This window comes from Micromonospora sp. NPDC004551, assembly GCF_040609975.1.
Lineage (GTDB): Bacteria > Actinomycetota > Actinomycetes > Mycobacteriales > Micromonosporaceae > Micromonospora.
Genome location: NZ_JBEXLM010000021.1, coordinates 1 through 22,351 on the forward strand (window position 1 = coordinate 1; position 22,351 = coordinate 22,351).

At 73.6% G+C, this 22,351-nt stretch carries 19 protein-coding genes; 5 read left to right on the plus strand and 14 right to left on the minus strand.

Annotated features, from left to right (window positions below; translation table 11 throughout):
* The 3 genes from ABZW14_RS22970 to ABZW14_RS22980 all read right to left on the minus strand — a co-directional run.
* On the minus strand, window positions 1-148 hold a 148-nt coding region (locus ABZW14_RS22970), incomplete at its 3' end, for a glutamine synthetase (protein ID WP_355350264.1).
* 93 nt (window positions 149-241) lie between these two features.
* The gene (gene helR, locus ABZW14_RS22975) at window positions 242-2,383 is read right to left on the minus strand and encodes an RNA polymerase recycling motor ATPase HelR (RefSeq protein WP_355349976.1); all 2,142 of its coding nucleotides are present in this window, start codon (window positions 2,381-2,383) and stop codon (window positions 242-244) included.
* Window positions 2,384-2,628: 245 nt separating this feature from the next.
* Complete coding sequence (locus ABZW14_RS22980; RefSeq protein WP_355349978.1) at window positions 2,629-4,176, minus strand: cellulose binding domain-containing protein; 1,548 nt, start codon at window positions 4,174-4,176, stop codon at window positions 2,629-2,631.
* A 144-nt stretch (window positions 4,177-4,320) separates the two neighbouring features.
* Between ABZW14_RS22980 and ABZW14_RS22985 the strand changes: the two genes are divergently transcribed.
* Window positions 4,321-4,623: a GNAT family N-acetyltransferase gene (locus ABZW14_RS22985; protein ID WP_355349980.1), complete on the plus strand. Its 303-nt coding sequence runs from the start codon at window positions 4,321-4,323 to the stop codon at window positions 4,621-4,623.
* 5 nt (window positions 4,624-4,628) lie between these two features.
* Here the strand turns inward: ABZW14_RS22985 and ABZW14_RS22990 are convergent, their stop codons facing one another.
* The 11 genes from ABZW14_RS22990 to ABZW14_RS23040 form a co-directional block, all read right to left on the minus strand.
* A complete protein-coding gene (locus tag ABZW14_RS22990) occupies window positions 4,629-4,829 on the minus strand; it encodes a hypothetical protein (RefSeq protein WP_355349983.1) in 201 nt (66 codons plus the stop codon).
* Between the two features lie 384 nt (window positions 4,830-5,213).
* The gene (locus ABZW14_RS22995) at window positions 5,214-6,176 is read right to left on the minus strand and encodes a zinc metalloprotease (RefSeq protein WP_355349986.1); all 963 of its coding nucleotides are present in this window, start codon (window positions 6,174-6,176) and stop codon (window positions 5,214-5,216) included.
* Between the two features lie 144 nt (window positions 6,177-6,320).
* Window positions 6,321-9,068 (minus strand): hypothetical protein, encoded by a 2,748-nt coding sequence (locus ABZW14_RS23000; RefSeq protein ID WP_355349988.1) that lies wholly within the window; start codon window positions 9,066-9,068, stop codon window positions 6,321-6,323.
* A complete protein-coding gene (locus ABZW14_RS23005; RefSeq protein ID WP_355349991.1) occupies window positions 9,068-10,213 on the minus strand; it encodes a Gfo/Idh/MocA family oxidoreductase in 1,146 nt (381 codons plus the stop codon). Before ABZW14_RS23005 ends, ABZW14_RS23000 begins: the two co-directional genes overlap by 1 nt.
* On the minus strand, window positions 10,210-11,121 hold the full coding sequence (locus ABZW14_RS23010) for a sugar phosphate isomerase/epimerase (protein ID WP_355349994.1): 912 nt from the start codon (window positions 11,119-11,121) through the stop codon (window positions 10,210-10,212). Before ABZW14_RS23010 ends, ABZW14_RS23005 begins: the two co-directional genes overlap by 4 nt.
* On the minus strand, window positions 11,112-12,320 hold the full coding sequence (locus ABZW14_RS23015; RefSeq protein ID WP_355349996.1) for a CehA/McbA family metallohydrolase: 1,209 nt from the start codon (window positions 12,318-12,320) through the stop codon (window positions 11,112-11,114). The genes ABZW14_RS23010 and ABZW14_RS23015 overlap by 10 nt, the downstream gene beginning before the upstream one ends.
* 2 nt (window positions 12,321-12,322) lie before the next feature.
* Window positions 12,323-13,477, minus strand: a complete 1,155-nt coding sequence (locus ABZW14_RS23020) for an ABC transporter ATP-binding protein (protein WP_355349999.1) — start codon at window positions 13,475-13,477, stop codon at window positions 12,323-12,325.
* Window positions 13,477-14,349, minus strand: a complete 873-nt coding sequence (locus ABZW14_RS23025; protein WP_355350002.1) for a carbohydrate ABC transporter permease — start codon at window positions 14,347-14,349, stop codon at window positions 13,477-13,479. The genes ABZW14_RS23020 and ABZW14_RS23025 overlap by 1 nt, the downstream gene beginning before the upstream one ends.
* Window positions 14,346-15,263 carry a sugar ABC transporter permease gene (locus ABZW14_RS23030; RefSeq protein WP_355350005.1) on the minus strand — a complete coding sequence of 306 codons (918 nt, stop codon included), beginning with the start codon at window positions 15,261-15,263 and terminating at the stop codon, window positions 14,346-14,348. The genes ABZW14_RS23025 and ABZW14_RS23030 overlap by 4 nt, the downstream gene beginning before the upstream one ends.
* Window positions 15,264-15,267: 4 nt before the next feature.
* The gene (locus ABZW14_RS23035; protein WP_355350008.1) at window positions 15,268-16,665 is read right to left on the minus strand and encodes an extracellular solute-binding protein; all 1,398 of its coding nucleotides are present in this window, start codon (window positions 16,663-16,665) and stop codon (window positions 15,268-15,270) included.
* Between the two features lie 152 nt (window positions 16,666-16,817).
* The gene (locus ABZW14_RS23040; RefSeq protein WP_355350011.1) at window positions 16,818-17,555 is read right to left on the minus strand and encodes a GntR family transcriptional regulator; all 738 of its coding nucleotides are present in this window, start codon (window positions 17,553-17,555) and stop codon (window positions 16,818-16,820) included.
* 189 nt (window positions 17,556-17,744) lie between these two features.
* On the opposite strand from ABZW14_RS23040, the gene iolC reads away from it, so the two are divergent.
* Genes iolC through iolD form a run of 4 tightly spaced genes read left to right on the plus strand, consistent with a single transcriptional unit; the run spans window position 17,745 to window position 22,349 of the window.
* Entirely contained in the window at window positions 17,745-18,728 is a 984-nt protein-coding gene (iolC, locus tag ABZW14_RS23045; RefSeq protein ID WP_355350014.1) for a 5-dehydro-2-deoxygluconokinase, read from the plus strand.
* Window positions 18,725-19,612, plus strand: coding sequence for an aldolase (locus ABZW14_RS23050; RefSeq protein WP_355350017.1), 888 nt, complete (start codon window positions 18,725-18,727; stop codon window positions 19,610-19,612). The genes iolC and ABZW14_RS23050 overlap by 4 nt, the downstream gene beginning before the upstream one ends.
* The gene (gene iolB / locus ABZW14_RS23055) at window positions 19,609-20,505 is read left to right on the plus strand and encodes a 5-deoxy-glucuronate isomerase (protein WP_355350020.1); all 897 of its coding nucleotides are present in this window, start codon (window positions 19,609-19,611) and stop codon (window positions 20,503-20,505) included. The genes ABZW14_RS23050 and iolB overlap by 4 nt, the downstream gene beginning before the upstream one ends.
* Window positions 20,505-22,349, plus strand: coding sequence for a 3D-(3,5/4)-trihydroxycyclohexane-1,2-dione acylhydrolase (decyclizing) (gene iolD, locus ABZW14_RS23060; protein WP_355350023.1), 1,845 nt, complete (start codon window positions 20,505-20,507; stop codon window positions 22,347-22,349). The genes iolB and iolD overlap by 1 nt, the downstream gene beginning before the upstream one ends.
* Window positions 22,350-22,351: the final 2 nt, after the last annotated feature.

Sequence of the window (22,351 nt, forward strand, 5' to 3'; positions counted from 1 at the left end):
GGCCGTCGGTGAACAGGCTGTCGTCGACCGACTCGACCGGCAGGTTGAAGTGCTGCATCACGCCGGGCAGGTCACAGAAACGAACGTCGACGAACCTCACGTCCTCGTTCTTGAGGTAACGCAGCAGTTCCTCTCGACTGGCGAACACGCATCCCCCTGACACGTCGGCGGCTGAGCGCCCGGGAGTACCCGCTTTGCGCGGACCTACACGCGGCGAGTGCTCCCGGGCGGTGGTGACCGGTCAGGAACTGGTGAGGACGACGAGTTGCTGGGTGGCCCGGGTCATCGCGACGTAGCGGTCCACGGCGCCCTCAATGCCGTCGCCGAAGTCCTCCGGGTCGACGAGGACGACCAGGTCGAACTCGAGCCCCTTCGACAGCTCAGGGGTCAGCGACTGGACGCGGGAGGTCGCCTGGAACGTGGGGTCGCCGATGACGCAGGCGACCCCCTCGGCGTGCGCGGCCAGCCAGCCGTCGAGGATCGGGCCCAGGTCGGAGACGGACCCGCGTACGACGGGGACGCCGCCGCGGATGGAGGTCGGCACGTTGGCGTCCGGCAGCACGGCCCGGATGACCGGCTCGGCCTCCGCCATGACCTCTTTCGGCGTCCGGTAGTTGATGCTGAGCGTGGCCAGGTCGACCCGGTCGAGCCCGATCCTTTCGAGGCGTTCCCGCCACGACTCCGTGAACCCGTGCCGGGCCTGGGCGCGGTCCCCGACGATGGTGAAGCTCCGGGACGGGCACCGCAGCAACAGCATCTGCCACTCCGCGTCCGTCAGTTCCTGGGCCTCGTCCACGACGATGTGCGCGAACGGGCCGGCGAGCAGGTCCGGATCGGCGCTGGGCAGTGCGGCCGAGTCGACCAGGGCATCCTGGAGATCCAGTTGACGCAGGCTCGACAGCACCCCTTCACCGTCGTCATACGCGTGGGCCTCGATCAGCTCGTCCACGACCGTGGCCATGCGCGCCCGTTCGACGGCGAGGATGGCCTCCTGCCGGCGCTCCCGCCCGGACGCCTCCGGGTCGCCGAGCCGCTGCCGTGCCGCGTCCAGGAGCGGCAGGTCGGACACCGTCCAGGTCTGGGCGTCGGCACGCTGCAGCCTCCGGACCTCGTCCGGGCTGAGCCGGGGCGCGCACTTGCGCAGGTAGGCGGGGACCGACCAGAGGTCCCCCACGAGGTCGGTCGCCTTCAGCACCGGCCACGCGCGGTTGAAGGCGGTACGCAGGTCCCGGTTCCGCAGCAGCGCACCGCGGACCCGGTCCGCCGGTTCGTCGCCGTCGTGCTTGTCCGTCAGGATCGTGAGCAACTCCTCCCAGATCCGGTCGCGCGCCTCGTTGTGCGGGGTGCCGGGATCCGGCGCGTCGAACGCCTCGGCCCAGTCCGCCGCGCTCAGCCAGACGTCCGAGTCGTCGGTCGTGACCGTCATCCCCTCGGCCGGCGGCTCCTCGTAGAACCGGACGGCGGCCTCGACGGCCGTCACCAGGTCCGCGGACGACTTCAGGCGCGCCACGTCCGGGTCGGTCTCGACGGTCGCCGTGGCGCCCTCGGGGACGAGGTCGCGCAGGGTGCAGATCTGGACGTCCTCCTCGCCCAGGCTGGGCAGGACGTCGCCCACGTAGGCGAGGTAGGGCTGGTGCGGACCGACGAACAGCACCCCGCCGTGGCGGTGCTGGAGGCGGGGGTCGGCGTAGAGGAGGTACGCGGTGCGGTGCAGGGCGACCACGGTCTTCCCCGTGCCCGGACCGCCGTCCACGACGAGCGCGCCGCGGGAGCCCGCGCGGATGATGGCGTCCTGGTCGGCCTGGATGGTGCCGAGCACGTCCCGCATCCGGTTCGACCGGCTGCCGCCCAGGCTGGCGATGAAGGCGGACTGGTCGTCGAGCGCGGCGTGCCCTTCCCACCCGTCGGCGGTGAACACCTCGTCCCAGTAGTCGGTGATCCGGCCGCGGGTCCAGCGGTAGCGGCGGCGGCTCGCCAGACCCATCGGGTTGGCGTGGGTCGCGCCGAAGAACGGCTCGGCGGCGGGGGAGCGCCAGTCGAGCAGCAGCCGGCGGCCCTCGCCGTCGGTGAGGCCACGTCGTCCGATGTACACGGGGTCGCCGCCGTCCGCACCGACCATGCGTCCGAGGCACAGGTCCACGCCGTAGCGGCCCAGGGTGCGCAGCCGGGCGGTCAGCCGGCGGACCTCCATGTCCCGGTCCGACGCCTGCCGGCCCTTGCCGCCGGGTGCCCGGCGCGCGGCGCCGAGGCGGCCGGACAGGTCGGCGGACAACAGTTCCAGGCTCTCCGCCAGGGCCGCGAAGTGCTCCTCGTCGCGGGCGATCAGCGCCGGGTCAGCCTTGGCGGAGAGACGCTCGGGAAGGTCGAACACGCTGCTGGTCACAGGACTCAACGCACCATTTCCGATCTGGGGCCGCGGCGGGACCGCCGGGGTCACCGGCGCCGTTCCGTCTCCCCGTTTTCGCAGGTAGCTGGCTTAGGCCGGTGATTCTGCGGCACGACCGGGGTCTTGCCGCAAGCCCCCAGGTGCGATATACGTTGGAGGTGGAAGGGAGCAGATGCTCCCTTTTTTCGTGGGCACCGGAGGCCCCGGCCCGGCCGGTGCGGCCCGGGGCGACCGGCGCGGGGTCAGGGCAGGGCCTTCAGGAACGGGCCGTGCTGGAGCCGGAACTCCCAGCCGTAGTACCGGTCCCAGTTGATCGACCACGTCATCAGGCCGCGGAAGCCCGGGTTCGTGCCGCTGCGCGGCGTGTAGCCGCCACAGCTCTGGCCCTTGACCAGGCAGGTGACCGCCTGCTGCACGCCCGCCGGGGCGACGTAGCCGTTGCCGGCGCTGGTCGACGACGGCGCGCCGAAGGCGACCTGGTCCTCCCGCAGTGCCGGGAACACGGCGTCGGCGTTCCCGGCGACCGGGAAACCGGCGAGCAGCATGTCGGTCATCGCGATGTGGAAGTCCGCGCCGCCCATCGTGTGGTACTGGCTGTCCAGCCCGACGATCGGGCCGGAGTTGTAGTCCTGCACGTGCAGCACGGTGAGGATGTCGCGCAGGGCGTGGATCACGGGCAGGTACGACCCGGCGCGGGGATCCTGCCCGCCCCACGGGCCGGACCCGTAGAACTGGTAGCCGAGCTGCACGAAGAACGTCTCCGGGGCCATCGTGAGGACGAAGCCGGCGCCGTAGCGCTGCTTGAGGGTCCGGATCGCCGCGATCAGGTTGACGATCACGGGGGTCGTCGGGTTGCGGAAGTCGGTGTCGCCCGGGTTCAGGTAGAGGGAGTGGCCCTCGAAGTCGATGTCCAGCCCGTCGAGGTGGTACCGGTCGATGATCGCCGAGACCGAGCGGACGAAGGTGTCCCGGGCGGCGGTCGTGGTGAGCTGCACCTGCCCGTTCTGGCCGCCGATGGACAGCAGCACCTTCTTGCCCTGCTGCTGCTTGGCCCGGATGGCGGCGGTGAACTCCGCCTCGCTCTCGACGTTGGGGCACTCGGTGACCGGGCAGAGCTGGAAGCGGATGTCGCCGGAGGTGACCGAGGTGGGCTCGCCGAAGGCGAGGTTGACCACGTCCCAGTCCGCGGGCACGTCGGCCATCCGCACGTAGCCGGAGCCGTTGGCGAAGCTGGCGTGGAGATAGCCGATCAGGGCGTGCTTGGGCAGCCCACCGGCGGGCGGGTTCGTCGGCGGTGGGCTGGTCGGCGGTGGCGTGGTGGGCGGTGGCGTGGTGGGCGGTGCGGTGGTGGGCGGTGCGCTGGTCGTGGGCGGGGTGGTCGGGGTGCCGCCGCCGCACGGGGCGCCGTTGAGCGTGCAGTCGGTGGGCGAGCCGGACCCGGTGGCCAGGAAGCCGAACGACACCGAGGCGCCGGGGGCGATCGTGCCGTTCCAGGACCGGTTCGTGAAGGTGTGCCGCTGGCCGGCGCTGCTGACCGTGGCGTCCCAGTAGGAGCCGAGGGTGGTGCCGGCCGGCAGGGTGAAGGCGACCTGCCAGCCGGTGATGGTGCCGGCGCCGCCGTTGGTGATCGTGTATTTGCCCTCCCAACCGCTGCCCCAGTCGGAGGTCTTCACGAAGGTGGCGGTGGGGCCGGCGGCCAGCGCGGGGGCGGCGAACGCCACGGTCGCCGCGACGGCGGCGGCGAGCGCCGCCAGAGCGGCCAGGAAGGGGGTACGGGCGATGCGGTGCATCCGGTCCTCCCGGTACGGGGTGGGCCGTCGGACGTATCGACGGATGCACAATTATTAGGTTTGTTAACTGTAACTGTCCAGGGCTGCCTGTCGCCGTGGTCACGATCGGCGGTGGATCCCGTCGGGGCGTGGTTGGATGGCGGGATGGGTTTCACGGTGACGGACGTGCCCGAGCGGGAACGGTTCGAGGCGCGGGACGAGACGGGCACGACGGCCGGTCTGGTCACCTATCAGCTGACCGGCAACATCATCGCCTACACCCACACCGAGGTCGCCCCGGAGTTCGAGGGGCAGGGCGTGGGCTCGCTCCTCGCTCGCGCGGTCATGGACGACGCGCGGGCGAACGGGCGGACCGTGGTGCCGATCTGCCCGTTCCTGAGTAGCTGGCTGGAGAAGCATCCCGAGTACGACGGCATCGTGGCCCGCTCGACCCGCAAGGTCAAATAGCGGCCTCAGTCCGCCGAACGGGTCAGCACCGGCGCCTCGCCGTCGCGGCGACCCGTGGACGTCCCGCCGAGCGGCGAGGAGAGACCGGTGTCCAGGGCGCCGGCCCCGCGAACCGGAAAGCTGTCCGCCGTGCTGTCTCCCGGGGCCCGCCGGCGCCCGGCGCGGACCACCGCTGCCGCCGCCACCACTGCCGTCAGGGAGATCATCGCTGCCTGCAGCAGTGACTTCCGCCTGCTCCGTCGACGCCTCATGTCGTTGCCTCCCGGCTGTCGCGTCCCAATCTCGTTGTCATGATGAGCGCGTCACACGGGCCACCCGGGGCGTTTCGGAACTTCGCCCCCGCGCGGGTGAGGTCTGCCCACCCGGTGAGCGCTGATCGGGGCGGGTCACACCGGGTCGGCCCGGCCCCGGCGGAGTCGCGGCCGAACGGTGACGACCTTCCTGGCCTCCGGGCGGGTGCTGTCACCGTCCCCGCATCAGGCACCGGCCACGGCACGCAGCGGACGCCGGGCGGCAGTTCGCGGCGCCGTACACGGAAGGGGTTGACGGGCCGCCGACCAGCGGCCCGTCAACCCCTTGTGACGTGCTGCCTACTTGCCGCCGCCGGACCGGAACGCCACCCAGGCGTCGCTCATCCGGTCCGCCTGCCCGGCGGTGAACATGTCCATGCAGGAGTCCTGCGTGTAGTCCATGAAGTTGTGGATCGGGTCCAGCCCGGGTGCGGTGCAGGTGTCCGCGCCCACCGGGCAGTTGAACTGCGGCGCCGCCTCGCGCGGGGTGTCCGCCACGTAGTCGCCGGAGGCGGAGCACCCGTGCGCGAAGGTGTGCTCCAGCATCAGCCAGTGCCCGACCTCGTGCGTCAGCGTGTCACCGAGGGCGTACTTGCCCGCGGTCCCGCCCGGCATCGACTCGTCGAGCATCACGACGCCGTCGATGTAGTCCCGGCCGTTGTTGTAACCCTTCGGGAAGTACGCCCAGCCCAGGAGGCCGCCGCCGATGTTGGCCGCGTACACGTTCAGGGTGCGGGCGTCGCCGGTGTACAGCGCCTTCTTCATGTCGCGCTCGTTCTTGCCGGGCACGACCGTGTACCAGTCTCTGTTCACCGTCCACGTCGTGTCGACGAGCGAGAACCGGAACGGCGTGTCGGAGGCGTCCGCGGACGTGCGGCCGGCGTACGAGTCGTTGAGCACCTTCATCTGCGCCGCGATGAGGGTGTTCCACCGCGTGGTCTCGGCCGCGCTGAGGGCGTGGTCGGAGATCATGTGGAAGACCGTGGGCACGGTGACGCTGCCGTTGGGCAGGCGCGGCGAGTCCTTGATCACGCCGTAGGCGTTCGCCTCGTTCTTGGAGTACAGCTCGGGCTCCTGGGCGGTGGCGCCCTCGGCCACGCGTGCCGCGCTCTGCCCCTCGGCGCCCGGCGTACACGCCGCCACCGCGGGGGAGGCGGTCGCGAGTGCAGCCGTGCCCGCCGCCGCGGACGCGCCGCCGGACGCCAGGAACGTCGCCGCGGTGGCGGTCAGGACCGCCAGTTGGAAGGTGGATCTTCTGTGCATCCTTGCACCTTTCGCCGGTGGGGCCACCGACCGGAGGGGCGGGGTCTGCCCCCTCGGCCGGTCGGTGACGTCGTCGTCCCGGTATGAGAACACGTCATTGACCTGAGCAAAAGAACCCATCAGGCAGCGTTCGCACCCGGCGGGTCAGGACAGGTCGAGCTGCACCGTCGCGATCTCCCAGGCCCGCAGGGGAAGCCGGACCAGCCCGCCACCGTCGACCGTGAGCGGCTCGCCGGCCCGGCCGAGCAGGTCGGCCCGCCACGCCCCGCGGATCCTCGCGCCGCCGAGCACGGCGGTGGTGTCCACCGGCGTCTGCGCCACCAGGCGCACCTCGGTGCGGCCGGCCCGGTCCCGCACGCTGGTCAGCGCGACCCCGGGACCGTCGACGGACAGCCCGGCCACCGGCGCGGCCAGCGCCGTGGCCGGGTCGGCCGTGCCGGGGAAGGACAGCAGCTCGTGCCGGTACGCCTCGGCCGCCGCCAGCACCCCGGCCTCGTGCCAGGCGCCCCGGTACGGCAGCACCGCCAGCTCGACGGTGCGGGCGCCGCGGCACTGCGCCTCGGGCGTGGGCAGCTGCGGACCGGCGGGCTCGTCGCGCAGCGCGTGCCGGTTGCGCGACAGCATCCCGATCGACCGCAGCACGGTGACCGCCAACTCCCGGCCCGCGTCGGTCAGCTCGTACTCGGTGGGCTGGGTCAGCAGCACGGCGAGCGCGCCGTCCGGCCCGCCGGCGGCGACGAACCCGTTCGCCGGGAAGGTGGGCAGCGGCACCTCACCGCCACCGCCCTCGGCCGTCAGGCCGCGTGCCACCACGGCGAACTGGCCCTCGGCGTACGAGGTGTCGGCCGGTGACGGCAGCGGCAGGTGCAGCCGGACCCGGTGATCGTCGCAGCGGTTGTCGAACTCGACGCGCAGGCGGACGAACCCTTCACCGCGGCGCAGCTCGACCCGGGTGGTCACGGTGACCGGCTCCCGGTCCACGGCGCGGGAGCCGGCGTCGACGTCCGCGGCCACCGGCCAGCGGTACTCGCGCACCACGTCCAGGACGGCCACCAGCGGCCCGTCGTGGCGCACCACGGTCCGCACCGCCCGCGGCTTGTCGACCAGTTCGTCGGCGGCCGGCGGGGCGTAGTTGTAGCTGTCGCCCACGTCGCCGCCGTCGACGATCCGGCCCACGCCGTCCACGGTCACCCCGTCCGGAGTGGACAGGGTCAGGGTGCCGTCCTCGGCGACGTCGACCCGGAGCAGGCCGTTGTCGAGGCTGCGGCCGGCCACCGTCACCGGGTCGGACGCGGGCGTCGCGGTCGCCGGGAGCGGCGCCGGGCGGACCGCGGCCTGTCCCAGTGGGGGCACGTCGACCAGGGCGGCCACGGTGGCCCGGGGAGCGGCGAGGATGCGTACCCGCCACCGGTCCGGCTGCCCGGCGGCCGCGAGCGCCAGCCGCACGTCCTCGACGTCGAAGGCCGGATCGCCGTGCCGGGCCACCTCGAAGGTGAGGGTGGCCTCCTCCGGCGACACCGACCAGGCCGTGACCTCCTGGCCGTAGAGCTCCCGGCCGTGCACCCGGGTGAGCACGGCCGGCAGGTCGGCGGCCGGCACCACGTCGTCGGCGAGCAGCGTGCGGCTCCGATCGAGGACCTGGGTGGCCACGCTGCGGCCGGCGGCGTCGGTGAGCGCCACGCCGCCGTCGTCCGGCAGCGCCACGTCCAGGCGGACCAGGGCGGTCCGCGCTGCCGGGGTGGGGTTGAACAGCAGGTAGCCGTCCCGGGGCACGGCCGCCGAGAGCCGCGCGCCGACGAGGTCGCAGACCGCCCGGCCGAGCTGGTCGGCCTCGGCGAGCCGGGCGGCGACCTGCTCGGCGGTCTCGTCGCAGCCGCAGCCGGTCACCGAGTCGTGGCAGCTCGCGTCGATCAGCCGGGTCCAGGCCATGTCGAGGAACCGCTGCACGGACCCGTCGTGGGTGAGCGCGGCGAGCGGTTCGGCGTACCGCTCGACGCGCCGTTCGGCGCGGTTCATGGCCCGCTTGAGGTGGGCGCGGACGGAGATCACGCCGGGCAGGATGTTGGCCCGGGCGTGCGAGCGCAGCTCGCCGCGCACCACGGGCAGGCCGTCGATCGCGGCCGGCTGGGTGGCGAAGTACTCGGCGAGGGTGCCCAGCCGCAGCCGGGTGCCGGCGACGTCGGCGGTGGCCAGCAGGTCGGGGGCGTCCGGCGCCGGCGCGGCGTGGTCGGTGCCGTACATGGCCAGGACCGGGGTGTCGTCGCCGCTCGGGCGCCACGCGGCGAGCCGGTCGGCGAGGTCACCGGCCCGGCGGGTCACCTGGGCGGCGTCGTCCATGAGGCCGGCGGCGTTGCCGTAGCCGCCGGGGAGGTACTGCGTGCGGATCGTGGTGCCGTCCGGCGCCTGCCAGGCGAAGGCATGGGTGTGGACCCGCTCGGGCACGCCGCGGAACACGCAGGCGTGGGCCAGCCCGGCGCCGGCGAGGATCTGGGGCATCTGGGCGATGTGACCGAACATGTCGGGCAGGTAGCCGACCGGCATGGCGCCGCCCAGGTCAGCGCTGCGGGCCAGCCCGCGTTCCAGGTTGCGGACGATGTTCTCGCCGGAGCAGAGGAACTCGTCGAGCAGGATCTGCCAGGGGCCCACCGACAGCCGGCCGGCCCGGACCAGGTCGATCACCTGCTCCCGCCGCTCCGGGCGGACCTCCAGGTAGTCGTCGACCGCGGCGAGCTGCCCGTCCAGGGTGAACCGCTGCCGCGGGTCGCGCTCCATCCGGTCGAACACGTCGTCCAGCAGCGCCACCAGCCGCAGCCGGAACCGCTGGAACGGCTCGTACCACTCCCGGTCCCAGTGAGTGTGCGGCACCACGATGATCTCGGTCGGTCGCGTCATCAGCTCGCTGCCTCTCCGCCGATCGCCGCGCCGGTCAGCTCACCGTAGCGGCGTACCACCTGCTGGCTGGTCCGTATGTCGGCCGCGCCCTCGGCGATGCCGGTCAGCGGCGCGGCGCCCGCCGTGACCATCGCGTGGAACGCGACCAGTTCCTGCTCGAACGCCTCGGTCACCGACCGGTACGCGGCCCGGCGCTCGCCGCCGCCGTGCTCGTCCACCACGGTCAGCGTGGTCGGCGCGTTCAGCAGGTAGGGACTGGGGAACACCAGCTCCAGCGAACCGCGCGCGTGGTGCAGGGTGACCGTCTCCCGGTAGGCCGGGTAGTCGGGCAGGTTGAGCCACCGGATGCCGTAGCGGGCCCCGGCCGGCAACCGCCCGCTGATCTCCACCGACGGCTCGGCCGGGCCGTCGGGGGTGAGCGGCCAGGTGGCGACCTGCTCCACGGTGGCCGGTGCCCCGGTGAACAGCCGCAGCAGGGACAGGTCGTGCGAGATGCTGTTGATCAGGATCTGGTAGAGGGTGCGGGCGCCCGGGTCGGCGCCGACGGCCGCGTCGAGCAGCGCCCGGTCCTCAGCGGCGAACCGGGCCGCCTCCTCGGCCGGCAGGTCGCCGGCGGCCGGCGGCAGGTTGGCGAAGCGCAGCTGCCGGTCGCCGCCGGCGTGCAGCACGGTCACCTCCACGGCGTGCACCCGCTCCGGGCCGCCGAGTTCCGCCAGCAGCCGCGCGGCCTCGGCCACCGCCGGGTCGTACTGCTTCATGTAGCCGACCATCAGCGCCGGGCTGCCGGTGCCCAGTTCGGCCAGCCGGGCCGTCTCTGCGCACGTGTAGGCCAGCGGCTTCTCGCACAGCACGGGCAGGCCGGCGCGCAGGGCCAGCGCGGCCAGGTCTCCGTGCGAGCCGGAGGTGGCCAGCAGCACGGCGTCGCAGCCGCCCTCGGTCACCATCCGGGCCGCGTCGGCGTGGCGGCGGGCGGGCTCGACCCCGTACCGCTCGCCCAGCTCGGTCAGCCGGGACGGTGACAGGTCGGCCAGCGCGACGATCTCGAACAGGTCGCTCCGGCGTTGCAGCAGTGGCAGGTGTACGGTCCGGGCGATGATGCCCAGCCCGGCCACCGCGATCCGGATCCGCTTCCCCGGTTCGGTCATCGCAGCGCCTCCTCGAGCCACCGCCGGTTGTCGTGCTGGTCGGCGCGGATCCGGTCGAGGTCCCGGCCGTCCTCGGGGGCGTCCTGCTCGATGACCAGCCAGCCGCTGTAGCCGATGTCGTCGAGGGCGGCGAACACCCCGGCGAGGTCGACGTCCCCGCGGCCCAGCGCGCAGAAGCCGCCGGCCGCGACCATGTCCATCAGGCCCCCGCCGGCCGCCCGGACCCGGGCGTGGGCGGCGAGGTCGGCGTCCTTCAGGTGGACCTGCCCGATCCGGCCGGCCCAGCGGCGTACGGCGGCCACCGGATCGCCACCGGCCAGCGCCAGGTGCCCGGTGTCCAGGCAGACGGCGATGTCGGTGAGTTCGAGCAGCCGGTCGGCCTCCGCCTCGGTCTCCACGTCGGTGCCGAGGTGGTAGTGGAACACCGGCTCCAGGCCGCGCTCGCGGCACCGGTCGGCGGCCTGCTGCACGCGGGCGGCGAAGTCCGGCCAGGCCGCGGCGGGCAGCGCCGACGCCAGGTCGGTCGGGGTGCCCGGGCGGGCCATCCGCCCCGGGTTGCCGGGGCAGGCCAGCGTCGGCCGGGGCGCGAACCGGGCGTCGTCGACCGGCACGGCGGTGAACACGTCGAGCGCGGCGTCGAGCTGGACCAGGTCCTCGGCGAAGCCGGCCGGGTCGGCGAACCGCAGGTCGACCCAGCCGCCGGCCAGCCCGATGCCGGCCGTGGCCAGCCGGCGCGCGAGGGTCTCGCCGGTGCCGAGGTAGCCGATCGGGCCGGAGTCCACCCCGGTGTAGCCGTCGCGGGCCAGCGCCGCGAGCAGCTCGTCGGGGCCGACGGGTGCGCCGGTGGGCTGGTAGATGCCGTAGTTGACGGGGGCGCCGGCCACCCGTGTGCGTGCGGTCAGCTGCACAGTGCGATCACCTCCATGCGGTGGGACTCCAGGACGTGCAGCCCGTCGCCGGCCGGCAGCAGGCACCGGTCGCCGCGGACCAGCCGGTGCCGGCCGTCCGGGTAGGCCAGCAGCGCGCCGTCGGCGTCGAGCGCCAGCAGTTCGTCACCGAGGCGCAGCAGCAGCGGCCCGCCGGGGTCGGCGGAGATCGCGGTACGGCCACCGCGCAGCGCGTCCAGCACGGCGTCGCCGGGTGCGCCGTCGCGGTCGGCGAGCACCCAGGTGGTGGGGGAGCCGGGCGGCGCGTCGTCGCCGGGGCGGTGGAAGTCGCTGCCGCCGATCGCCACGACGTCCGGCCGCCAGGCCCGCGCCCAGGCGAGCGGGGCACCCCAGGTGCGGTCCCACCAGCCGGAGTGCCACACCTCGACCAGTGGCGTGCGGTCGGCGAGCGGCTGGCGCCAGGCGCAGTCGCCGCCGAGGGGGTGGTTGACCGACATGAGCCCGCCGTCGCGCCGGGCCGCGACGAGCCACTCGTCCGGCGGGCGGCGGAAGTCGACCCAGCCCACCGGGCCGAACACGTTGGCGTGCCCCCGGTCGGTGGTCACCTCCTGGCCGGGCAGCAGGGTGATGCCGTAGTGGTCGGAGGCGGCCGGCAGCCACGGGTGGTGGCTGACCGTGTTGTGGTCGGTGACGGCGAGGAAGTCCAGGCCCCGGCCGGCGGCGAGCGCGGCCAGCTCGTCGATGGTCTGCGCGCCGTCGCTGTGCACGGTGTGCGCGTGCAGGTCACCGGCGAGCCAGCGCCGGCCGTCGACGGCCGGCGGGTCGCGCCGGGGCGGGCGGTCGGGGCGGGGCGGGGCCGCCGGCGCGGGTGGCGCGGGTGGCGGTGTGGTGCTGGTGGTGGCGGTGACCTCGTACGCCAGCCCGTCGGGCGGGATGCGGTGCAACCGCAGCAGCACCTGCCACTCGCCGGGTTCCAGCTCCCCGGGCAGGTAGCCGGGGGTGGCCCAGCCGGCGGCCACGGTGTAGCCGTCGCGGGCGCCGCCCGACCAGCCACGGAAGCCGGCCGGGCCGACGCACCCGAGGTCGAGCACCCCGGCCTCGCGGGGATAGTCCAGCCGGACGGTGAGCGCGGCGGTGCCGGGCGCGACCGTGACGGGCAGGGCGCGCAGGATGTCGTCGGCCCGGTCCTGGAGGGTCCACCTGCCACGGTGCACGACCACGGTCAGCTCCGCACGGCGGCGTCGGCGCGGGGGGCCGGCACGCCGGCCGTGGCGGCGACCAGGTTCCCGTCCCGGTAGAGCAGCGACCGGCCGGGGCGGGGTACCGCCCAGCCGGTGTCACCCGGTTCGGGTTCCCCGCCCTCGGGCACGACGACCTGCACGCTGGCCCGGCCCCCGCCGGTGCCGTCGCCCGCCTCGGCGTCGTCGGCGGGCACGTCCAATGAGACCAGGGAGACGCTGCCCAGGTTCTCCACGACGACGACCTCGCCGGTCAGCGCACCGGGCACCGCCGTGGGGGAGTAGTCGAGGTATTCGGGGCGGATGCCGTAGACCAGCGGCTCGCCCTCGGTGACCTGGCCGGACGCGCCGTCGGGCAGCGGCAGCCGGGCCCCGGCCACGGCCAGCTCGTCGCCGTGCACCCGCGCGTCGATCAGGTTCATCGGCGTCGAGCCGATGAAGCCGGCGACGAAGGTGTTGGCGGGGCGCCGGAACACCTCGGTGGGGGTGCCGACCTGGCGGATCCGGCCGCCCTCCATCACCGCGATCCGGTCGGCCAGGGCGAGCGCCTCGGCCTGGTCGTGGGTGACGAAGACGGTCGTGACCCCCAGTTCCCGCTGGAGGCGCTTGAGGAAGGTCCGGGCCTCCAGCCGCAGCCGGGCGTCGAGGTTGGACAGCGGCTCGTCGAGCAGGAACACCTGCGGGTGGCAGGCCATCGCCCGGGCCAGGGCGACGCGCTGCTGCTGGCCGCCGGAGAGCTGCCCCGGGCGGCGCTCCAGCAGCCCGGACAGGCCGAGCTCGTCGGCGGTGTCGGCGGCCTTGCTGCCCCGGCTGCGCCGGTCGACCTTCTTGATCCGCAGGGGGTAGGCGATGTTGTCCCGCACGGTCATGTGCGGGAACAGCGCGTAGTCCTGAAAGACCATGGCCACGTCGCGCTTGCCCGGCGGCAGGTTCGTGACGTCGCGGTCGCCGATCCGGACGCTGCCGCCGGAGGCGACCTCCAGCCCGGCGATCGTGCGTAGCAGGGTGGTCTTGCCGCAGCCGGACGGGCCGAGCAGGGCGAAGAACTCGCCGTCGGCGATCTCCAGGTCGAGGGCGTCCAGGGCGCGTACCCCGCCGGGGTAGACCTTGGTCAGCTCCCGCATCGTGATGGCGGACATCAGCGCTTGATCCCTCCGTGGAAGCGGAACCCGTACCGGCTGCTGACGAAGACGAACATGAGCGCCACCGGCAGCGAGTAGAGCAGGGAGAAGGTGGAGAGCAGCCGCAGGTCGGCCTGCCCGCCCTCGGTGTAGAGCGTGTACATGATCACCGCGGCGGGGGCCTTGTCGGGCCCGCGCAGCAGCAGGAACGGCACCAGGAAGTTGCCCCAGACGTTGGCCACCGCCCACACCCCGACGGTGGCCAGGCCGGGACGGACCAGCGGCACCACGATGTGCCGCATGATCTGCAACGGGCTGGCGCCGAAGACCCGGGCGGACTCCTCGTAGGACGTCGGGGTGGAGTCCATGAAGTCCTTGAGGATGAAGATGGCCGCCGGCAGCAGCCCGCCGCTGAGGATCAGGATGACCCCGAGCCGGGAGTCGATGAGGTTGAGCCGGAAGGCCAGCTCGAACAGCGGCACCATGGTCGCCGTGCCGGTGACGATCGAGGACAGCAGCAGCAGCCCGTAGAGCAGCGCGTCGCGGCCGGGCACCCGGACCCGGCTGAGCGCGTACGCGGCGAGCGCCGCGAAGGTCACCACCAGCGCCGCGGTGCCGGCCGCCAGGTAGACCGAGTTGAGCAGCGAGCTCAGCGCGTACGGGTTGTCCAGCAGCGCGCGGAAGTTGTCCAGCGTGAACCGCGGCAGCGAGGCGGTGACCGTCGGGGTGTCGTCGAACGGGGCGGTGGCCAGCCACAGCAGCGGCAGCGCGAAGAAGGCCAGTACGGCGCAGAGGAACGTGTAGCGGCCGACCTGGGCGAGCACGTGGCGGACCGCGACGGTGGGCCGGGCCGCCTCGGTGGTGGGCGCGGGCGCCGTGTCGGTGGTCACGCCGACTCCTTCCGCCGGCCCAGCATGCGCAGGTAGACCAGCGCGATGACCAGGTTGATCAGCAGCATGATGAACGAGATGGCGGCGCCGAAGCCGAGTTCGCCGCCGGAGAGCGCCACCTTGTAGACGTAGACCGGCAGGATCTCCGAGCGTTGCTCGGGCCCGCCCGCCGTGATGAGGAACGGCGCGAAGTCGTTGAACGTCCAGAGGCTGATCAGCAGCAGGTTGGTCAGCACGTGCCCGCGGATGCGGGGGAAGACCACGTCCCGCAACTGCTGCCAGGTCGAGGCCCCGGCCAGCCGGGCGGTCTCCAGGTGCGAGCGGGGGACGTTCTCCAGCGCCGCGGCGTAGAGCATCATCGAGAACGCCGTGCCGCGCCAGGTGTTGAAAACGATGATCGAAAGCATCGGGTGGTCCAGCAGCCACGCCGTCCCGGGGATGCCGAGCAGCGCGTTGAGCGTGCCGGCGTCCCGGTCGAGCAGGGCGATCCACAGGAAGGCGACCACCGAGCTGGGCAGGATCCAGGAGAGCAGCACGAACCCCTCGACCACCCGGCGCAGCGGGCCACGCCGGTCCCGCAGCGCGAACGCGATGGCGAAGCCGAGCCCGGCCTGGCCGATCACCGCCGAGCCGAGGACGAACTGGAGGGTCAGCAGCAGGGAGGTGCGGAACCGCTCGTCACCGAGGGCCCGGGTGTAGTTGTCCAGGCCGACGACCTCGGGATGGGCGGCGGCCAGGCCGGTCAGCCGGTAGTTGGTCACGCCCAGGTAGATCGTCCAGGCGGCCGGCACCACGAGGAAGACCAGGATGAGCACCATGGCCGGGACGAGGAACCCGGTGGCCCGGGCCCGGCCGAGCCCGGCGGCGTCAGGGGCCGGGGAGGCGCCCGTGACCGGGCGCGCTCCCTCGACCATCTCGTCAGGAGGTGACGTTACCTGGACCACCGACGAACCCTTCGACCTTCTTCTGGTACTCGGCGGCCGCCTCGTCGGCGCTCTTGCCCGCCGTGGCGGCGGCGGTCGCCTCCTGGAGCGCCACCGACACCTGCGGGTACACCGCCAGCGGCGGCCGGTACGCGGTGAGCGGCAGCACCTTCTCGGTGATGAAGCTCAGCATCGGGTCGCCCGCCAGGACCTCCTTGTTGACGTCCTGCCGCGCGGTGATGCGTGCCTCGCCGGCCAGTTCGGCCTTGACCGCCTCGGCCGAGTGCATGAACGACAGCAGTTCCCAGGCCTGGGAGGGGAACTTGGAGTTGGGGTTGAGCACCCGGACGCCCCCACCGGACATGCTGACGAAGTCCTGGCCGCGGATGCCCGCGCCGGGCTGCTTGGCGGGGATCATCGCGTAGCCGACGGTGGTGTCCCGGTCGGCCATCTTGGCGATGCCGGACGTCGGGTTCACGACGCTGCGCCAGAAGTAGTCACCCTCGGCGAGGATGCCGATCTTGCCGGCGGCGAACTCGGCGAACGACTTGTCGCGCCCCTTGGCCTCCTGCTGGAGCTTCGGGTCGCCCAGGCCGCCGCCGTAGACCTTGCCGTAGAAGTCGAGCATGTCCTTGACCGGCTGGGTGGCGCCGGACCACTTGCCGTCCTTGTAGATCTCGCCGCCCGCGCCGACCAGCAGCGGCAGTGCGCCCTGCATGGACGTGGCCTCGCCCATGGCGGTGCCGGCGTTGATCTGGATCGGCGTCACCCCGGGCAGCGCCTTGAGCTTGGCGCCCGCGTCGAGGATCTCCTGCCAGCTCTTCGGCTGCCAGTCGGCGGGCAGGCCGGCCCGGGCGAAGAGCTTCTTGTTGTAGTAGAGGACCCGGCCGTCGGTGCCGAGCGGGATGCCGTAGCGCTTGTTCTCGAACGAGCCGAGACCCTGCACGGTCTCCGGGATCTGGGACCAGCCCTCCCAGGAGTCGACCTGGTCACCGGCGACCTCGGACAGCGGCTTCAGGTAGCCGGCCTGGACGAACTCGCCGACCCAGATGCCGTCCACGGCGATCACGTCGGCGCCACCCTTGGAGCGCAGGTCCAGGGCCAGCTTGGTCTTGTACTGCTCGTCGTCGACGCCGCTGGGCACGAACGTCACCTTGGCGGTGACGCCCTTGGCCTTCTGCGCCTCGACGAACTTGGGGATGACCCACTTCTCGATCCACTCCGCGCCCGCGGAGTTCTTGCCGCCGACGATCGAGTTGGCGGAGATGGTGAGGGTGATGTTCTTGGCGTCCTTACCGGCGGGCTCGTCCGAGCCGCCGCACCCCGTGGCGGCGAGGGCGACGGCGGTGAACGCGGCGAGCGCGCCGGCGGCGCGTCTCGGCTTGGCTGACATGGGCTGTTTCCCTTCGCAAGGAGGAACTTCGAAGAGACTCGCGGGTCGCCCGCCGGCCGCACGTCCGCCGCCGGCGGTGCTTGCGGCCACAATGTCATGACAGCCTGACGACGTAAATACCTGTCACTGAAATGAGCGCGAAACATCCACCGTCACCGCTCGGCGACGGTCACCTCGAGGGAGTAGCGGCTGGCCCGGTAGATGTGCGCGCCGTGCTCGACGTAGCGGCCCTGGTCGTCGTACGCGGTGCGGGTCATGGTGAGCAGCGGTGCGCCGCGCCGCTCGCCGAGCATCTGCGCCTCGTCGGCGGTGGCGGCCCGCGCCCCGATCCGCTGGTTGGCGCCCCGGATGCGGCGGCCCCCGGCACGCAGGATCGCGTAGAGACCGTCGGCCTGGAGGGCCGCCATCGTGAGCCGCGGCAGGTCGACCGGGAGCCAGTTCTCCATGAGGGCGAGGGGTTCCCCGTCGGAGAACCGCAGCCGGCGCAGGTGCTGCACCTCGTCCCCGGGTGGTACGCCGAGCGCCGCGGCGACCGCCGGAGGACACGCCACGGTGGCCAGTTCCAGCACGGAGGTGGACGGTCGCTGCCCGGCCCGGACCAGGTCGTCGTGCAGGCTGGTCAGCTCGACGGCCCGGCGCACCTCGCCCCGGACCACCTGGGTGCCCACGCCCCGCCGTCGGACGATCAGTCCCTTGTCGACCAGGTGCTGGATGGCCTGCCGCACGGTGGGCCGCGACAGCCCCAGCCGGTCGGCCAGCTGCAACTCGCTGTCCAGGCGGTCACCCGGGGCCAGCTCACCGCGCTGGATCGCCGCGGCGAACTGCTCGGCGACCTGGAAGTAGAGCGGGACCGGGCTGCTGCGGTCGACCGCGATCTCGGGGCCGGTCACGGAAACCTCCTCGCTGCGGCGGAGCGGGATCGGGCGTGCTGATGCGCGCCACTGTACCGGTGCGATCACGGAGCGCAGAGCACGGATGTCATGACAACACATTGACACAACTCGTAGAGCACTGTTACCAATCAGGGACGGAATCGAGCTGGCGGACACGCCGACGCCGGCCGGGACGGAGGGCGCCGCATGCTCGATGTGCTCACCATCGGCCGGGTCGGGGTGGACATCTATCCGTTGCAGATCGCCACGCCGCTGGCCGAGGTCGAGACGTTCGGCCGGTTCCTCGGCGGCAGCCCCACCAACGTGGCGGTGGCGGCCAGCCGGCAGGGCCTGCGTGCCGGCGTGATCACCCGCACCGGCGCCGACGCCTTCGCCGGCTACGTGCACCGGGCACTGTGCGAGTTCGGTGTGGACGACAGCCAGGTCCGCCCGGTCGAGGGGCTGCCCACCCCGATCACCTTCTGCGAGATCTTCCCGCCGGACCACTTCCCGCTGTGGTTCTACCGCACCCCCACCGCACCGGACCTCCAGATCCGCCCCGAGGAACTGGACCTCGACGCGATCACCTCGGCCCGGGTCTTCTGGCTCACCGGTACCGGCCTCTGCCAGCGGCCCAGCCGGGACGCGCACACCGCCGCGCTCGCCGCCCGGGCCGGCCGCCCGCACACGGTGCTGGACCTGGACTACCGGCCGATGTTCTGGCCCGACCCGGCCGCCGCGACCGCGGCCGTGGCCGAGGCATTGCGCGGGGTCACCGTCGCCGTCGGCAACCTCGACGAGGTGGAGATCGCGGTCGGCACCCGCGACCCGGACCGGGCCGCCGACCTGCTGCTCCAACGCGGGCCCCGGCTGGTCGTGGTCAAGCTCGGCCCGGCGGGCGTGCTGGCCCGCACGGCGGAGCAGAGCGTACGGGTGCCGCCGGTGCCGGTGGACGTCGTCAACGGGCTGGGCGCCGGCGACGCGTTCGGCGGGGCGCTCTGCCTGGGGCTGCTGCGCGGCTGGCCGCTGGAGCGGACCGTGCGCTTCGCCAACGCGGCCGGCGCGATCGTCGCCTCCCGCCTGGCCTGCTCCGCCGCCATGCCCGACTACGCCGAGACCGCGGCGCTGGCCGGGGACGCCGCGTCGCCTCCCGCGCCGTCGACCGCCGTCCTGACAGGAGAAGACCGGTGAGCACCGAGTACGACGCGCTGACCCGCACCCGCGCGCACCGGCCGCAGGCGATCGCCGAAGCCGCCGCCCGCCGTACCCGCCGGCCCTGGCCCGAGCCCGGCCGGCCGCTGTTCGTCATCGCCGCCGACCACCCCGCCCGCGGCGCCCTCGGGGTACGCGACCGGCCGATGGCCATGGCCGGGCGGGCCGACCTGCTCGACCGGCTGCGCGTGGCGCTGTCCCGGCCGGGCGTCGACGGCGTGCTCGGCACCCCCGACATCCTGGAGGACCTGCTGCTGCTCGGTGCGCTGGAGAACCGCCTGGCCATCGGTTCGATGAACCGCGGCGGCCTGTCCGGCGCGGCCTTCGAACTCGACGACCGGTTCACCGCCTACGACGCCGACAGCATCGCCGCCATGCGCTACGACGGCGGCAAGATGCTCTGCCGGATCGACCCGGGCGACCCGGCCACCGCCTCGACCCTCCAGGCCTGCGCCCAGGCGGTCACCGCCCTGGCCGCGCACCGCACCGTGGCCCTGGTCGAACCGCTCTGGGTCGCCCGCGACGGCGGACGGGTCAGCGCCGACCTGCGCCCGGAGGCGGTCATCAAGGGCGTCAGCGTCGGGCAGGCGCTGGGCGCGACCAGCGCGTACACCTGGTTGAAGCTGCCGGCGGTCGACGAGATGGAGCGGGTGATGGCGGCGACCACGCTGCCGGTCCTGCTCCTCGGCGGCGACCCGGTGGAGGCGCCCGACGTGGTGTACGGGCGGTGGGCGCGGGCGTTGGGGCTGCCCGGCGTGCGTGGCCTGGTGGTCGGCCGGGCGCTGCTCTATCCACCGGACGACGACGTGGCCGCCGCCGTGGACCTGGCCGGCTCCCTGCTGCCCACGGGGCAGGACGCATGAGGACCGCCGACGCGCACCTGTCCTGGGGCGGCACGGCCCGCGGGCCGTGGGCGCTGGAGGTCACCCCCGAGCGGGCCGGCTGGACCTGGGCCGGGCTGCGGGTGCTCACCCTGCCGGCCGACGGCGAGGTCAGCTTCGCCACCGGCGACGAGGAGATGCTGGTGCTGCCGCTTGCCGGTGCCGCCACCGTGCACTGCGACGGGCTGCGGCTCGCCCTGACCGGGCGGAGGTCGGTGTTCGCCGCGGTCACCGACTTCGCCTACCTGCCCCGCGACGCCGACGTGACGATCCGTGGCACGGGGCGCTTCGCGCTGCCGTCGACGCGGGCCACCCGCCGCCTCTCGCCCCGCTACGGTGCGGCCCGGGACGTGCCGGTGGAACTGCGCGGCGCCGGGGCGGCCAGCCGGCAGGTCAACAACTTCTGCGCGCCGGACACCTTCGACTGCGACCGGCTGGTCGCCGTGGAGGTGCTCACGCCCGGCGGCAACTGGTCGTCGTACCCGCCGCACAAGCACGAGGAGGACCGGGCGTACGACGACGGGCGGGTCGAGGCCGCGCTGGAGGAGATCTACTACTTCGAGGTGGCCGGCGGCGAGCCCGGCGCGGGTCCGGTGGGCTTCCAGCGGGTCTACGGCACCGCCGACCGGCCGATCGACGTGCTCGCCGAGGTGCACACCGGTGACGTGGTGCTCGTCCCGTACGGCTACCACGGGCCGTCGATGGCCGCCCCCGGCTACGACCTCTACTACCTGAACGTGCTGGCCGGACCCGGCGCGGCCCGGACGATGGCCTGTGTGGACGATCCCCGGCACGGCTGGATCCGGGGCAGCTGGGCCGGCCAGCCGGTGGACCCGCGGCTGCCGCTGACCCGGCCCGGAACGAAAGAGGCGTGATGCCCAGGTTGACGGTGGCGCAGGCGGTGGTGACGTTCCTGGCCCGGCAGTTCTCCGAACGCGACGGGCGGCGGCAGCGGCTCGTTCCGGCCTGCTTCGGCATCTTCGGCCACGGCAACGTGGCCGGGCTCGGCGAGGCCCTGGCCACGTCGGGCGCCGACCTGCCGTACCACCTGTGCCGCACCGAGCAGGGCATGGTGCACACGGCGGCGGCGTACGCCCGGATGACCGACCGGCTCAGCACCCTGGCCTGCACCACCTCCATCGGCCCCGGCGCCACGAACCTGGTCACCGGCGCCGCCGGCGCCACCATCAACCGGCTGCCGGTGCTGCTGCTGCCCGGCGACCTCTTCGCCACCCGGGCCGCCAACCCGGTGCTGCAGGAGCTGGAGGATTCCCGCTCCCACGACGTCAGCGTCACCGACGCACTGCGGCCGGTCTCCCGCTACTGGGACCGGATCAACCGCCCCGAACAGCTGCCGGCGGCGCTGCTGGCCGCCATGCGGGTGCTCACCGACCCGGCGGAGACCGGTGCGGTCACCCTGGCGCTGCCGCAGGACGTGCAGGTTGAGGCGTACGACTGGCCCGACGAGCTGTTCGCCGAGCGGGTCTGGCACGTGCCGCGCCCCCGCGCCGACGAGGCGGCGCTGGACCGGGCGGCCGGGATCGTGCGGGCGGCCCGCCGCCCGCTGCTGGTGGCCGGCGGTGGGGTGATCTACAGCGGGGCCACCGGGGCGCTGCGCCGGTTCGCCGAGGCGCACGGGGTGCCGGTGGCCGAGTCCCAGGCCGGCACCGGCGCGCTGCCGCACGACCACCCGCTCGCGCTCGGCGCGGTCGGCGTCACCGGCACCACCGCGGCCAACGGGATCGCGGCCGGCGCGGACGTGGTGATCGGGGTGGGCACCCGCTACAGCGACTTCACCACCGCCTCGGGCACCCTCTTCGGGGAGGGTGCGCGCTTCGTCAACCTCAACGTCACGCGCTTCGACGCGGCGAAACTGTCCGGCACGCAGGTCGTCGGCGACGCGCGCGAGAGCCTCCACGCCCTCGACGCGGCGTGCGCCGGCTGGGCGACCGAGCCGGCGTACCGGGAGTCGGTGACCCGGCTGCGTGAGCGGTGGACGGCCGTGGCGGACCGCGCCCGGCACGCCGAGCCGGACGCTCGGCCCACCCAGACCGCGGTGATCGGCGCGGTCAACGACGCCGCCGGCCCCCGCGGCGTGGTGGTGTGCGCCGCCGGGTCGATGCCCGGTGACCTGCACCGGCTGTGGCGCAGCCGCGATCCCAAGAGCTACCACGTCGAGTACGGCTACTCCTGCATGGGCTACGAGATCGCCGGCGGGATCGGGGTGAAGCTGGCCGCGCCGGAGCGCGAGGTGTTCGTGCTGGTCGGCGACGGGTCCTACCTGATGCTGCCGAGCGAGCTGGCCACCGCGGTCGCCGAGGGCGTCAAGCTGGTCGTGGTGCTGGTCGACAACGCGGGCTTCGCCTCGATCGGCCGGCTGTCGGAGAGCGTCGGCGCCCACCGGCTCGGCACCGCGTACGTCGACCGGGCCGGGGAACCGCTGCCGATCGACCTCGGCGCCAACGCGGCCAGCCTCGGCGCCGACCTGATCCGCGTGTCCACCATGGAGCAGTTGCGGGCGGCGCTGGCGACCGCGGCGGCGGCCACCCGCACGACTGTGGTGCACGTGCGGACCGATCGCTTCGAGGCGGGTCCGGACGCTGGCGCCTGGTGGGACGTGCCGGTCGCCGAGGTCTCCACCACGGACGAGGGGCGGGCCGCCCGGGCCGCGTACGAGGCGGGACGGAAGAACCGCCGCACCCACCTGCGTCCCGCCTGAAC